We start from the raw sequence: 14016 nt of genomic DNA, 5'->3' as shown, positions 1-14016 counted from the left end.
TTAAAATATGTTCTTAGGTTTGCTTTTGATTTTATATTAATTAAACATTGATTTCAGCTTAACTATCCTGTCGTATGACTTATCAATTCTCTCAGTACTAATTTCACCTTTCTCTACCAGGCTTCTGATAATCTTATGAACCGTATCAACGGTACGGTTTTCACTTCCCTGAATATTATTACTAAACATAAGAACATCAACCCCTGCCTGTATGGATAGCTTGATAGCTTTTTCGAGCCCATAGTGTTTAGCAATAGCATGCATCTGCATATCGTCCGAGAATATCACACCATCATAACTAAGGCTATCTCTCAGAATATCTGTCATTATAGCCTTTGAAAGTGTCCCTGGGTTCCCTGCTTTGTCTAGTTTTTTGTTGACAATATGCGCAGTCATAATTGCATCGACTTTATCCTGTTCTAATAAATTCTTATAAGGGACAAGCTCCTTCGACTGCCAATAGTCTGTTACATCTGCAATACCCAAGTGAGTATCTGCATGTGAGCTGCCATGTCCCGGGAAGTGTTTGAGAACAGAAATAACGCCATACTTGCGGTGAGTATCAATTACTACTGCAGCATGACGGACCACACTATCCGGATTATCACTGTATGCCCTTTTTATTTTAGCAATTACAGGGTTGTTTTTATAAGTTGACAGGTCTACAACAGGAGCGAAGTTAACATTGAAGCCCAGACCAGCAAGAGTTGAAGCTGTTATTTCAGCATAAAAACGAGTGCTGTCAACATTACCCAAGTCTCCAAGGTATTCTGCAGAAACGCTTTTCGGAAAACTATATTTCTCTTTTAGTCTATTAACACGCCCGCCTTCTTGGTCGATAGCTATAAATAAAGGAATTGGGGCCTTTTCCTGAAGACTCCAGGTTAGCTGCTTCAGTTTTATGTAAGAGTTGGAAGGTTTTATATTTTTTTCGAATAAAATGATACCTCCAATCCTGCCTTCTTCAATATCACTGATAGTTTGTTCAGTAGGTTTAATGTCCTGCTTAGGATATCCTACTATTAGCATCTGACCGATTTTAAAATCAAGGCTGTCAACACTTTGCGCTCTTAACTGAATAAAAACAAAGGATATTAAAAATATAGTAATCAGGGTCTTCTTCATGTAGAATTGGTTAATTGTTCAGGTAGACTTTATACAAGATCCGCTCCATTTCTTTTTTAATAACAGCTGCCTTGGTAGGGTAATTATTATTCATAAAGGCAAAAATATAAAGCTTGCCTTTTTTTGTTTTCAAAAAGCCACTTATGTTATGGTTATTACTTAACGTTCCCGTTTTTCCAAATATATATGGCGTAGCATTTTTATAATATTTTTTCAGCGTTCCGAATTGCCCTCCAACCGAAAGCAATGCGAAAAGCCGGTCAGGGTTATAGTTTTTATACAGCTCATTCCATACCCATACCATAGAGCGAGGGGTAAAAAGGTTATATCTCGAGAGACCTGAAGCATCAACCCAAACAGGTTCGTCTGGTATTTGTTGTAGGTAGTGATTTACTGAATAGTCTATAGCTCTTTCTGTGTTTAGTGAATCCGTAAGTATACCTGCATTAATTAACATAAGCTGCTCAGCAATGAAATTATCACTCTCTTGCATCATCACTTTATAGGCGGAATCTGACGGAATGCTATATATCGTTTTATAGTTATCCGGCAGAGAGTAGCTTACCAAATTAACTTTTTGATTCAGAGTATCCGCCAAAGCTGAGGCTAAGAAGTAATCGCTATAGTGGAAAGGTATTTGCTCATTAAAACCACTTTCCACTGAAGAAGGAAAATAAAAGGTGTTATTTGAGCTTATGTCACGAAGCAAGACATTCTCAGTCCTAACCGTGTCTCCAAGCCAAAAGAATTGCTTAAAAAAGGGTTGTTCAAGTTTAAGGTGGGTATCTTTATTAGATTTACTGACGGTGAAAAGGTTTCCATAAATGGGTAATGGTGATTTTTCCGCAGAAAAGGTGTACAAGTAATCATCCCAGGCCCAACCAGGTCCAAAGTGCTCATCAAAATAGTTGGATGAAGAAAAGTATAGCTGCTTGTCGGTATTATTTAGAAATTTAAACACCGGGCCTTCAGGCAGATTTGCATTAAGCAGGGATGGGTCTCCTGTTCCCCAAAAAATGAGCGAATCACCACTTTCAAGATAATAAAGGCCGGGGATAGAATCTCCTAAGGTTTTTAATGAAGCTAAAAGAGTGAGTATTTTAGTATTAGAAGCAGGAGTAAAGTATTTATCTCCATGATAATCTAAAATATAGTCACCACTTTCAATGTCGTATATTACCAAACCGGAGTGGTGTTGATACCTGGCTTCAAAAGCTTTAACTGAATTCAGGATCTGTTTCTTGCCTTTAATAGATGCACAGGAACAGGCGGCCATTGCCAAAACAGCCACCAAAGCCAGGTTAAATTTCATAGGGGCAAATTACGAAACGTCTGTTACTTTGAAAAATAGCGTTCACTCAACACATTTCTATGGTGAGTCTCATGGCCTGCTATCACGAAACCAATAGCATTGACAGATATTTCAGACCCGTTTGCCAAACCGGTCCGGGCCAGAGCTTCTACATCGAAACTACTGAACAGGTCAATAGTAGCAGCCCTTACATTGTTATATTCTTCAATAATTTTATAAAGTTTGCGGGTATTTGCGTTTGACGCTATGGCATAATTGTTTTCTTCAAAACCAGAAAGCTCTGTTTTATCACCTCTGCCAAACCTTAGTGCACGGTATGCAAAAACGCGCTCCGCATCGATCAAATGAACAAGAACTTCTTTTATGCTCCATTTACCTTCAGCATAGCGATAGTCACCAGAGGCTTCCGGAATAGACTTGATCATATCTATGGTTAGGTTACCACTATTTATCAAAGCGGGGATCAACTCTTCTTCATCTATTCTTTCCACATATTTCTGGTAGAATGATGGAACAGATAATAAATTGGGTTTGGCCATTTCTGTAAATTTAAGAGGTAATTAAAAGGTCCGCCAAATGTAAACTTTTGTTTTTTTAGCGGACCTCGATTTTAAAGAATATTATTTAAGCTATGCTTCCTTCCATTTAATAGTACAGCCTATAGCCTTTGTTTTATTAGTAGCCGGTTCCTTTCCTTTTAAAAGAGCATTAACTGCATCTTCAACATATTTCTTATCAGCCGCTGCTGCATCTTTGGTATTGTTATCAATAGCTCCGACATAAGCAACCTTAAAGGCTCCTTTGTTGTTTTTCAAAACAAACACATGAGGAGTATTAGTAGCACCAAATGCCCTGGCTACAGACTGATCTACATCTTGTAGATAATCGTGCTTATAACCATTCTCTTTAGCATAGGCCACCATTTTGTCAAATGCATCTCCGGGAGATCTTCCCGGATCATTGGGATTAATCGCCAATACTGGGTAGCCTTTTGACTTAAAGTTAGCGTGAAGCGATTTTATACGCTCTCTATACGCCTGCGAATACGGACAAGTATTACAGTCAAAAATTAGAATCACCCCGTTTTCGTCTTCAAAGTCTGACAGTGCCAGCATTTCCCCATCAACGTTTTTAAGCTCAAAGTCCTTAACCGTATCTCCAACCTGATATCCCGAATTAATTTTATTTCCGGCAAAAAACACCACAAATAGTAACAATGAAAACAATTTCAACTTTAGCATGGTATTAAATGGTTTAGTTTGACAATTCTGCAATTAGTTTTTCAAGTTCACCTTCTTCAAGCTCTTTCTCAACAAATTTTCTTTGACCGGTAGCTGCATTAATTACCAATGTTGCCGGGATCGCACCTGACCAGCTTTCATCTACTTTATCTATCCATGAATTATAATCCATTTCATCCAAAAGGAGAACCGGTGAAACCAACTCCTTCCTTTCAATAAATGCATTTACACGATCAAGTTTCTCTACAAAATCAAGACTGATCAAATATACATTAACATCTTCGTTTTCAGCATCAAGTTTTTTAAAGTAAGGAAGCTCTTTAACACATGGTCCACACCACGTAGCCCAAAAGTTAATAACCATAACCTTCTCGCTTTCCTGGCTAATCAGAGCTTCGAGTCTGTCAAATTTTATTACCTCCGCCTTTTGCGCATAGCCAGGAACCCCTAGAATAAACAAAAGAAAAAATAAGATGTTGTTTTTGTTCATAAGTTAAAGATAATTAATTCATCGAATGCACAATTAATGCAACCGAACAGTAAAATACATAACGTTATTTTTATGGCCGCGGTTGCCAAAGCGCATTGTTAGCCTAGCCATAAAGCCAACAACACCAATCTACACATAAAAACATGATTAGAACAAAGCTATAAACATTGTACTATTTAAAGATTGTTGCTTTCGGGTAATTCTAGATTAACTTGAGTACACTTTACATTGTAATAATACTGAATTAAACATAGCATAATATTATGGATGGATAGCACGATATGGGTTGAGCGGCATAAATGGCTGACTAAGGTAAAGCAATTAATCACAATTACTCTGTTATAGTAATGTATGTTTTGAGTAATAAAATAACCTTCATTGTTAGCTTTTACCTGAAAATGGAAGGGAAGATTTGACTAAATAAAGAATCCACAAAATCAACAAAAACTTATCCACAAAATGACAAAGTTATCAACAGCAGAGCTTGCCGAACACATAAATTGCTGTAAATCAATAATTTATACATGCAAATTTTAATGTATGCTTTGTGGACAACTTTGAATCCACAAAACGCGGGCTGCGAAATTAACTAATTAGATGAATTATACAAGGCTTAATTCGTGAAAATCAAAATTTTATGTCAACCGCAACTGAAAGGTAGAGAAATTACACCTGATCATTCTCTATTATGACGGATCAACTTCTTTCGGTAGGTATTAAAAATTCTAGACTTAGACAAAAAACCAACGTACTTTCCGTGGTCAATCACTGGCAAATTCCAAGCCCCAGAAATCTCAAACTTACTCATTACTGATTGCATATTTTCATGAGAGGATACGAATGCAGGAGGACTATGCATATAGTTTTTCACCACTGTATCCTTTTGCTTTTCTTTATCAAACATGATGTTCCTAATGTCATCCAAGGTCACAACACCTACGAGTTCCTGGTTTTCATTTACAACCGGAAAGATATTACGCTTTGATATTCTCACCAGATTTACGAGCTGTTCCAATGTTGCCTCTGGCTGGATGGTAAGAAGATCCTTTTCAATGATCTTGAGCAAATCAATCTGGCTCAAAACCTGTCGATCTTTATCGTACTGGATCAGGTCTCCTCGTTCGATCAAATGCTTAGTATAAAGTGAATGCTTTTCGAAAAATGATGAAGTACTGAACGAAATAGCCGACACCAACATCAACGGTACAAATAGCTCATAGCCACTTGTAATTTCTGCTATTAAGAATATAGCTGTTAATGGTGCATAAAGCACACCACTCATTACACCGCACATGCCAACAAGAGTAAAGTTACTGGTACTAACATTGGCATCTCCCCAAGTAATGACATTAAGCACAGTGGCAAACATAAAACCCGTAACTCCTCCCAAAAATAGAGATGGGGCAAATATACCTCCACTACCACCTGAGCCTATCGTTAATGCTGAAGCAATTGGCTTCATCAGGATCACCCCAAAAATAAAACCAAAAACAATGTAAACATTATCGATTTCATTAAAGAAAGGGCTTGTATGCAGTATCTCTAACTCTCTATTTGCTAATAGCAACTTAATGGTATTATAGCCCTCTCCATACATAGGAGGGAAAAGGAAGATAACGAAGCCGAGTAATATCCCGCCTACTATAGCCCTTCCGAACCTATCCTTTACTTTGGCTATTAACCCCTCTACCATGTACGTCATTCTAGTAAAATATACTGAGACCAACCCGCAGAAAATACCGAGCAATATATAGTAAGGGGTGTCAGAAGCCGTGAAGCTATCTATCAGTTTAAATGAAAACAACACATCATCGCCCAAAAGGCTAAGAGAAACAAGTGCTCCGGTAACAGAAGCAATAAGCAAAGGGATAAACATAGCAATAGTTACATCTGCCATAATAACTTCCATGCTAAAGATAACCCCTGCAACAGGAGAGTTAAATATTGCCGAAATGGCCCCTGCTGCTCCACAACCAATTAAAATTGTTCTTTTCTTATAGTTAAGATGCATAGCTCTTCCAACATTAGAGCCTATTGCTGAGCCAGTAACAACTATCGGAGCCTCCAGTCCTACCGATCCTCCAAAACCAACAGTTATGGCACTGGTGACCATTCTGGAAAACATTTTAGATCTTTTGATCAATGCGGAATTTTTGGCAATATCATAAAGAATCTGAGTTATACCATGTCCAAGGTTTTCACGGAGCAAAAACCTGGAAATCACCACGGTAATTAAAATACCTACCAAAGGGAAACCCAGATAATAATAGTTACCATTCTCTATGGCAAACTCACTAATAAGCTGATTTTGTATGAAGTGAACACTCTCCTTAAGAGTAACTGCTGCAACACCGGCAATTAGGCCAATGATACCGGCCAGGAAAAGAACAAAGTTCTTGTTACTGACATGCTTCACACGCCATATAAGAAACTTAACCAGCAGCCCGTCATTTTTCACTATATCTTTAATATCGAGTTAATTGTGCGCAAAGTTAGAATAATCGCTTTAAAGGAAAGCCCTTCATCCTGTTAATTTCAGTTAGTTTTAGACCCCTGATCACATAAGGCCGTGTATTTAAAAGAAAGTAAGATAAAATTAACCTACAACAACTTCTGAACGTTATAAGAAAAATCACCAATTCAATGATTAAACGGCTTTTATGAAAGAAATTATTAAAATTAAAGAAACTTGCTTGTACATTAAAGATCTTGAGGGAGCCAAAGATTTTTATCATATCAAATTGGGTCTTGAAATAATACATTATGCTCAAAACAGACACATTTTTTTTAGAGCAGGTTCTTCTGTTTTACTCTGCTTCAACCCTGATGATAGCAAACATAAAGATTCACCTCCACCTCATTTTGCAGAAGGAAACCAGCACTATGCTTTTGAAGTCAGTCAGAAAGATTACGATGCAGTGAAAGAAAAAATAAAAGCACTAGGCATCACTATCATTGATAAACTGGTGTGGAAAACTGGCCAGGAATCTTTCTATTTCAATGACCCAGAGGGCAATGTCCTTGAATTTGTTCCTGAAGGTGTCTGGGGTTAGTCAAACGCCAGGCCTCCGAAGGGTTTCTTGGTTTTAAATTCTGACTTTATCATGCTGACTTCTTCAGTAGTTACGGCACTGGTATGAATTTTTTTAAACCAAAATTCATAATCCTTAAAAAGGATACAATCAGACATTAATACTGTCTCAGTCTGAATCTTTATGACCACATCCATATTAACCCAATTCTTAATAGACGTTTTTTGGTCTTCCGGCAACTCACTTATCCTAACATATTCTATGCCCCGGTATATTTTCGCTTCTATCATCCTAACGCTCTCTAAAATGTGTGATATTTAATAAGACTTATTGCTGAGAAGTAACCAGAAAGTTAAAACAGGTTATATTTGAATATACAATAAATTGCTCTAAACCCATCTTTCCAATTTATTTTTTTGCCCTCTGCATAGGTACGTCCATAATAAGAAATCCCTACTTCATAAATACGGATACCCTTTACCTTGGAAAGTTTTGCTGTTACTTCTGGTTCGAACCCAAATCGTCTTTCCTTCAGGTTCAAATTCTGAGCCGTTTTCGTTTCAATGAGTTTATAACAAGTCTCCATGTCTGTCAAGTTCAAGTTAGTAAACATATTTGACAGAAATGTTAATATTTTGTTGCCTATTGAATGCCAAAAGAATAAAATTCTGTGAGGATTGCCTCCCAGAAACCTACTACCATAAACCACATCTGCAACACCATTAACAATTGGCTTGAGCAAAAAGTTATATTCATCGGGGTCATATTCCAAGTCAGCATCCTGTATTACGAGGTATTCGCCCGTAGCCTCCTTTATACCACGATGAAGTGCGGCGCCTTTGCCCATGTTTTTGTCTTGGGCATAATATTGAATATCAAGTTCCGGGTTTGCACTCATATACTCCCGAACCTTAATTTCACTATCATCAGTAGAAGCATCATTAACTATTACCACTTCCTTCTCGATGTCATTGATCAGATGTACCGCTTTTACTTTGTCAAGTATTTTGTGAATGGTTCTGCCTTCATTATATACCGGAATTACTACGGATAATTTAGTTATACTCATTTATCGCTTAAATTTAAGAAGAAAGGTATCCGGATTTTTCAAATGATAAACCTGCTCAAAGCGCTCAGGGTACTGACGAACAGCTGGAAGCAGGTAACGTATAGTATTCCCATAAACCTGATCGATCACAACATAGTCCACCGCATGCTTCTCCAAATCTGCAATCAACTCTTTAGGGTCCTGCGCAAATTTGTACCTTCTCGTGTATGTATCTGCATAAAGATAAAACAGCGATGGCTTACCGCAACTCACTACCACACCTTCCTCCAAGTTTCTGTCTACCCATTTGGCTATTTCAAAATAGTTTCTCCACCCTGGCATATAAGGAACCCTTGCCTGATCATGAATGGCATTAACAGGCTTTATATATAACAGGGAAAAAGCCAGTAACAGGTAGGGTGAGACAGGTTTTTTAAACGAAAGCAACCCTCTCAATTTCAAAATACCATCGTACAGACCATACAAAAACCCAAGTGTAAACAGTGGTATGAGCGGCACAATAAACCTGACACCAATCCAGACATCAGGCCATATCATCAAAATGGCTAGTGTACCGAGTGTGTACCCCAAGATCAACCAACGATACTTTGGCAAAGAGAATACACCATAGAAAAACAAGCCCACTATAACCACTCCAAGGAGCCAATCTTCTGCACTGTATGATGAGCCATACTCCGGTTCCTTCAAAGGAAATATTGCACTGGGAATCTCAAAAGTAATGTAGCGTGAAAAGTTGCTAAAGAACCGATCGACAAAATCACCAAAATCCGCCTTGCCCAATGCTGGCTGATATGGATTAATCATACCCAGTTGCTTCATATATGAGCCTCCCCCCAGCTTTTGACTGCGAATAAACCAAGGAAGAGCCCCTACTACAAAAGCAATAAAAAAACCAAGAATCGGCTTCCATTTTTTTTGAAAAATAAAGTATAATATATACCCTCCAAGAAGGGCAATCCCCAGAGACCTGATGTAATATGAGATTATCATAGTAATAATGCAAAGAATCAAATACGGATCCTTCCACAACCACTTCTCCTGATCGATATTTACAAAAGCCCAGAGCGACAGGGTGCTAAAGAAGAAAAATGGTATTTCCGACATCATAATGGATGAGTACCACAGCATGTGTGAGTTTAAAAGTGCCATAAAGGTTGCTGTAAACGCAAATGCTTCATTATCGGTCACCTTATTTATTAAGTCAAAAAAAAGCCAGAGCCCCAAAATAAAAAAAATACCATTCAGTATCTTTATAGGAGTGATCGCTTTGGTAAACAATAATATGGTACTGATAATAGCTGGGTAACCAGGAGGATAATGGTTGTTAGGCCTATGGCTGATGCTATTAATACTAACATAACCTTCACCTTGAGACAGAGCTTTACCTAATATGTAATAACTGGCATTATCGCCTAACATAGCCAGCTTAGAATCGAAGGTATAGACATAGGCTGCTATGAAGGAAGCTACCAGAATAACCAGATACACATACCTCTTTGAGCCTTTGTCTTTTTTTACTTTTTGTTCAGACATATGTTTTTATTCGAAAGGGTAAATATAGAAATTTATAAAAATGTAAAGGACACGACTGCAGTAAACTTATTTTATACTGATTTTTAAAGTAGTTGTTAGTTAACCACTTGCAGCCTAAAAAACACTTGGCTCTAAAATGTAAAATCATGAAATCCTCACTTCATATTATTGTATTTACTCTGGTCTATTCCGGGCTTTGGGGCTGCCAGCAGCCTATAGATACTCCAAAGGCAAAACGATTGCAAAAGCTTTATAAAAACGAGCAGTTTAGCGAGTACTGGTATTCCGGCAAAGCTGAGGTAGCATCATATAATTTAAAACAGTCGAGGTATGGAGAAGTACATGAAGGAAAGGCAGTATTCATCTTTGTCACCGAACCATTTTCCAAATCTAAGCAAGTGAAACTGGATGTTCCTAAAGAGACCAAAGATGATGAAGTAACTGTAATGAAATTGAACTTTACCAAAAAGTTTACCACAGGCATTTACCCTTATTCTATGATGCTCTCCGCATTCACTCCTGTTGACAGATATCATTACCCAAAAACACTTAAGGTTACAATGTCCAGCCAAGAATGGTGCGGACATGTATACAGCCAGATGAACCTTGAAAAAAAGAAATACCGCTTAAAATCATTTTCTTACTTTGAAAGCGAGGGAGATCAGGAGGTCTCTGTTGAAACGGCATTACTGGAGGATCAGGTGTGGAATCAAATACGGCTCGACTACAAATCCCTGCCCGTTGGGAAAGTAAAAATAATACCCGGACTTTTCTTCACCCGTTTAAAGCACAAAGACCTAAAACCACTCATAGCCTCGGCCAGTTTACAGGAGAAAACCGACCACATAACATATCAAATTTACTACCCCGAGCGAGCATTGTCCATCCATTTTAGTAAAGAATTTCCATACCAAATACTTTCATGGGAAGAAACCTATAAAGGAATAGGAGGCAAAGAGTTAACTACGTCTGCCACATTAGACAGAACTTTACATATTGATTATTGGGCGAAAAATAATATTACGGACAGTTACCTTAGAGACTCGCTGAACCTCAAATAAATACTTATTAAACCCTATAAATAAATCTTCGTTTACACTTATTTTAGGATCTACGAAACCAACTTAACATGCTAACCAATCAGTCTAAATTATTCTCTCTTCCAAAAGATCACATTTATTTGAATTGTGCATACATGTCTCCGTTGTTAAAGCGTGTGGAAGAAGCCGGAATAATGGGTATAAAAGGAAAAAGCAACCCAACATCCATTTCTCCGTCAGACTTTTTCAAAAACACCGAAATACTTAGAGAGGAATTCGGCAAGCTCATTAGCACTGAAGATCATAACCGCATAGTAATTATACCTTCCGCATCTTACGGAATCTCGACAGTTGCCAAAAATGTGGACGTTAGCAAAGGCCAGAATATAATAGTTATGGAAGAACAATTCCCCAGTAACTATTATCCCTGGAAGAGCTTGGTTGATAAAAACGGCGCAGAACTGAGAACAGTTAAAGCTCCAAAGCTAACTGAAGGAAGAGGTAAAGCATGGAACGAAAAAATATTAGAGTCTATTGATGAAAACACCAAACTGGTAGCAATGACACACGTGCACTGGGCTGATGGTACATTATATGATTTAAAAGCTATCAGAAAAAAGACCCAAGAAGTAGGAGCCCTGCTTATTATTGATGGCACCCAGTCAGTAGGTGCACTTCCATTCAATATAAATGATATTCAACCTGATGCTTTGATCTGCGCTGGATACAAATGGCTTTTGGGTCCTTATTCTATTGGCCTTGCATACTATGGCAAAGCCTTTGACAATGGTGAGCCTCTGGAAGAAAACTGGATCAACCGAGCTAAAAGCGAAGATTTTTCAGGACTTGTTAATTATCAGGATAGCTACCAGCCCGGTTCACTTAGGTACGAAGTTGGAGAGCATAGCAATTTTATTCTGGTCCCAATGATGCTCGAAGCAGTTAGACAAATCAATACCTGGGGACCAGAAAACATCCAGACTTATTGCCACAACATCACAAAGGATGCACTTAACCGTTTAAAGGGAACCCCCTATATCTTCGAGAATGATCAATACCGAGCCCAACATCTATTCGGGATAAGAGCAACTAAAGGACTGGATACAGCAAGGTTAAAAGAACTCATGGCTCGTGACAACATACATGTTTCTGTCAGAGGTGATGCCGTGAGGATATCACCTCATTTATACAATAATGCAGACCAGATATCTTTATTGGTTGATCGGATACTAGAGCTTTAGTATCAATGCCACTCGAAAGTGCATCAAGCCTATGACCCTGTTGTAGTTAATTAAAATCATAAGTAAAACCGTGTTGGTGTAACCTCCACCACTTCAGTTTTTATTCCGCTTACTGTAAATTGAGTGAAAAACGATAAATTGCCGTTTATATATAAGCGTTAGAGGTTTTAAATAATTAAATTAGGTGGAGTTTACCACTAAAAATAGTATATCGTTTATATGATAAGGTTGGATAATGAATAAATTGATACTGTTACTGGCACTGATTACTTGGGTATGGAATGCGCATGCTCAGGAAAAGTACATGTTTGTTTTTCTGCATAGCAACCCTGAGAAAGAAGTTCTTTCAGAACAAGCAATGGACAGTCTGCAAAAAGGACATATGGCTAATATTCAGCGACTCTCTTCTGAAGACAAATTACTAGTCGCAGGCCCATTCGAAGGGGGGGGAGGTATCTTCATTTTGAATACAAACTCCATTTCAGAAGCCAGAGAATGGATAAACACAGACCCCGCAATAAAAGCCCACAGATACAGAATAGAGATTCTTCCATGGACCCCGAGATCCGGAGGAATTTGCAAAGTAAGTGAAGATACGAAAATGGTTTTTTATACCTTCATCAGGTATCAGTCACATATTACAAAATTTAATGTTCAGCAGGCACCAGAGTGGTTTCTAAAGCATGATCGATATAGCCATGAGATAGTAAAGACAGGAAATGTAATTTCGGAAGGCGTCTTTGATAATGATGACGGAAGCATCCTGATCATGAAGGGTGAAGTTGAACCCGAGGTGATTATGTCTGACCCGGCGGTTAAAAATGGTATCCTTCAACCAGAGCTTAAAACAATTTGGGTTGGAAAAGGCTCTTTTTGTGAAAATTAACGTTCTCAATCATTTATAATACTATCCCATGAAAGCAGTCAAATGGATATCAATAATAGTTTTATTCATATGCGCCGCATACTTTTTAGGACCTCAGGTAGAGTCTCCTCAATTGACCAAAGATCTGCCTACAGTTGCAACAGATCTGCGCACTCTGGAGGAAGACATAAAAAGGCATGAAGAGCAGACTCCAAATATAAAGCCTGATAATGAATCAACCATAATCTGGGCTGACTCTGCCTATAAAAAAACTCCATATAGCATTGTATATCTACATGGGTTCTCTGCGAGTCAGGGAGAGGGGGCACCGTTGCATAAGGAAATTGCCAAAAGATATGGCTGCAACCTGTATTTACCTCGACTCTATGGTCATGGCGTAGCTGATAAGGAGCCTATGATAGATCTTACTGCAGATAAGCTTCTGAATTCAGCCAAAAAAGCCATTGCAGTAGCCAAGCAGCTTGGTGAACATTTAATTATACTTGCCACTTCTACAGGAGGTACGTTTGCACTGTACCTTGCCGAAAATGACCCGGACATTGCTGGTTTAATTCTCTATTCGCCCAACGTAAAGATCTATGACCCCAACTCCTGGTTGCTCGATGAACCATGGGGGTTGCAGTTGGCAAGACTGGTAAAAGGGAGTAACTATAACCGATGGGAAATAGATCCTGAAAGAGAACAGTACTGGACCAACGGCTATCGCTTGGAAGCGCTTACACATCTCGAAGAACTTATTGAAGAGACAATGACTACAAAAACCTTTGCTACAGTTACCCAGCCTGTATTTTTAGGGTATTATTATAAAAATGATAGCGCACAGGATAACACTGTCTCTGTACCGGCAATGCTTGAGATGTATGACCAGTTGGGCACTCCTGAATCTCTTAAAAGAAAAGTGGCTTTTTCAGAGGTAAACCACCACGTAATCGGTTCATACCTAACCTCTGAAGACCTTGAGTCTGTAAGACAGGAAACATTCAGCTTTATAGAAGAAGTGTTGAAACTTCAGCCGTATGACACTGTAGAATAGTGTAATTTATTTCC

Annotated in this window: 14 protein-coding genes; 5 read left to right on the top strand and 9 right to left on the bottom strand. The window is 38.3% G+C overall.

Features of this window, described 5'->3' with window-relative positions:
* Positions 1–36 precede the first annotated feature (36 nt).
* From JMN32_RS13950 to JMN32_RS13925, 6 genes are all read right to left on the bottom strand, one after another.
* Positions 37–1125: a glycoside hydrolase family 3 protein gene (locus JMN32_RS13950; RefSeq protein ID WP_202856956.1), complete on the bottom strand. Its 1089-nt coding sequence runs from the start codon at positions 1123–1125 to the stop codon at positions 37–39.
* A gap of 10 nt (positions 1126–1135) precedes the next feature.
* On the bottom strand, positions 1136–2437 hold the full coding sequence (locus JMN32_RS13945; protein WP_202856955.1) for a D-alanyl-D-alanine carboxypeptidase: 1302 nt from the start codon (positions 2435–2437) through the stop codon (positions 1136–1138).
* A 23-nt stretch (positions 2438–2460) separates the two neighbouring features.
* Positions 2461–2976, bottom strand: coding sequence for a DinB family protein (locus tag JMN32_RS13940; protein ID WP_202856954.1), 516 nt, complete (start codon positions 2974–2976; stop codon positions 2461–2463).
* A 90-nt stretch (positions 2977–3066) separates the two neighbouring features.
* The gene (locus JMN32_RS13935; RefSeq protein ID WP_202856953.1) at positions 3067–3678 is read right to left on the bottom strand and encodes a thioredoxin family protein; all 612 of its coding nucleotides are present in this window, start codon (positions 3676–3678) and stop codon (positions 3067–3069) included.
* Between the two features lie 13 nt (positions 3679–3691).
* Positions 3692–4168: a TlpA family protein disulfide reductase gene (locus JMN32_RS13930; RefSeq protein ID WP_202856952.1), complete on the bottom strand. Its 477-nt coding sequence runs from the start codon at positions 4166–4168 to the stop codon at positions 3692–3694.
* A 676-nt stretch (positions 4169–4844) separates the two neighbouring features.
* On the bottom strand, positions 4845–6626 hold the full coding sequence (locus JMN32_RS13925; protein WP_202856951.1) for a chloride channel protein: 1782 nt from the start codon (positions 6624–6626) through the stop codon (positions 4845–4847).
* Positions 6627–6828: 202 nt separating this feature from the next.
* On the opposite strand from JMN32_RS13925, the gene JMN32_RS13920 reads away from it, so the two are divergent.
* Positions 6829–7221, top strand: coding sequence for a VOC family protein (locus JMN32_RS13920; protein ID WP_202856950.1), 393 nt, complete (start codon positions 6829–6831; stop codon positions 7219–7221).
* Here the strand turns inward: JMN32_RS13920 and JMN32_RS13915 are convergent.
* The 3 genes from JMN32_RS13915 to JMN32_RS13905 form a co-directional block, all read right to left on the bottom strand.
* Entirely contained in the window at positions 7218–7490 is a 273-nt protein-coding gene (locus JMN32_RS13915; RefSeq protein WP_202856949.1) for a hypothetical protein, read from the bottom strand. The genes JMN32_RS13920 and JMN32_RS13915 overlap by 4 nt on opposite strands.
* Positions 7491–7552: 62 nt before the next feature.
* Positions 7553–8269, bottom strand: a complete 717-nt coding sequence (locus JMN32_RS13910; RefSeq protein WP_202856948.1) for a glycosyltransferase family 2 protein — start codon at positions 8267–8269, stop codon at positions 7553–7555.
* Positions 8270–9802: an ArnT family glycosyltransferase gene (locus JMN32_RS13905; protein ID WP_202856947.1), complete on the bottom strand. Its 1533-nt coding sequence runs from the start codon at positions 9800–9802 to the stop codon at positions 8270–8272.
* Between the two features lie 146 nt (positions 9803–9948).
* Between JMN32_RS13905 and JMN32_RS13900 the strand changes: the two genes are divergently transcribed.
* The 4 genes from JMN32_RS13900 (at position 9949) to JMN32_RS13885 (ending at position 14002) form a co-directional block, all read left to right on the top strand.
* Positions 9949–10863 carry a hypothetical protein gene (locus JMN32_RS13900; protein ID WP_202856946.1) on the top strand — a complete coding sequence of 305 codons (915 nt, stop codon included), beginning with the start codon at positions 9949–9951 and terminating at the stop codon, positions 10861–10863.
* A 68-nt stretch (positions 10864–10931) separates the two neighbouring features.
* Positions 10932–12083 carry an aminotransferase class V-fold PLP-dependent enzyme gene (locus JMN32_RS13895; RefSeq protein WP_202856945.1) on the top strand — a complete coding sequence of 384 codons (1152 nt, stop codon included), beginning with the start codon at positions 10932–10934 and terminating at the stop codon, positions 12081–12083.
* Between the two features lie 235 nt (positions 12084–12318).
* On the top strand, positions 12319–12969 hold the full coding sequence (locus JMN32_RS13890) for a YciI family protein (protein ID WP_202856944.1): 651 nt from the start codon (positions 12319–12321) through the stop codon (positions 12967–12969).
* A 28-nt stretch (positions 12970–12997) separates the two neighbouring features.
* Complete coding sequence (locus tag JMN32_RS13885) at positions 12998–14002, top strand: alpha/beta hydrolase (RefSeq protein WP_202856943.1); 1005 nt, start codon at positions 12998–13000, stop codon at positions 14000–14002.
* Positions 14003–14016 lie beyond the last annotated feature (14 nt).

This window comes from Fulvivirga marina, from assembly GCF_016775155.1.
GTDB lineage: Bacteria > Bacteroidota > Bacteroidia > Cytophagales > Cyclobacteriaceae > Fulvivirga > Fulvivirga marina.
Note: the sequence above shows the minus strand (reverse complement) of the source record. Positions and strands in the feature narration are given on the sequence as shown.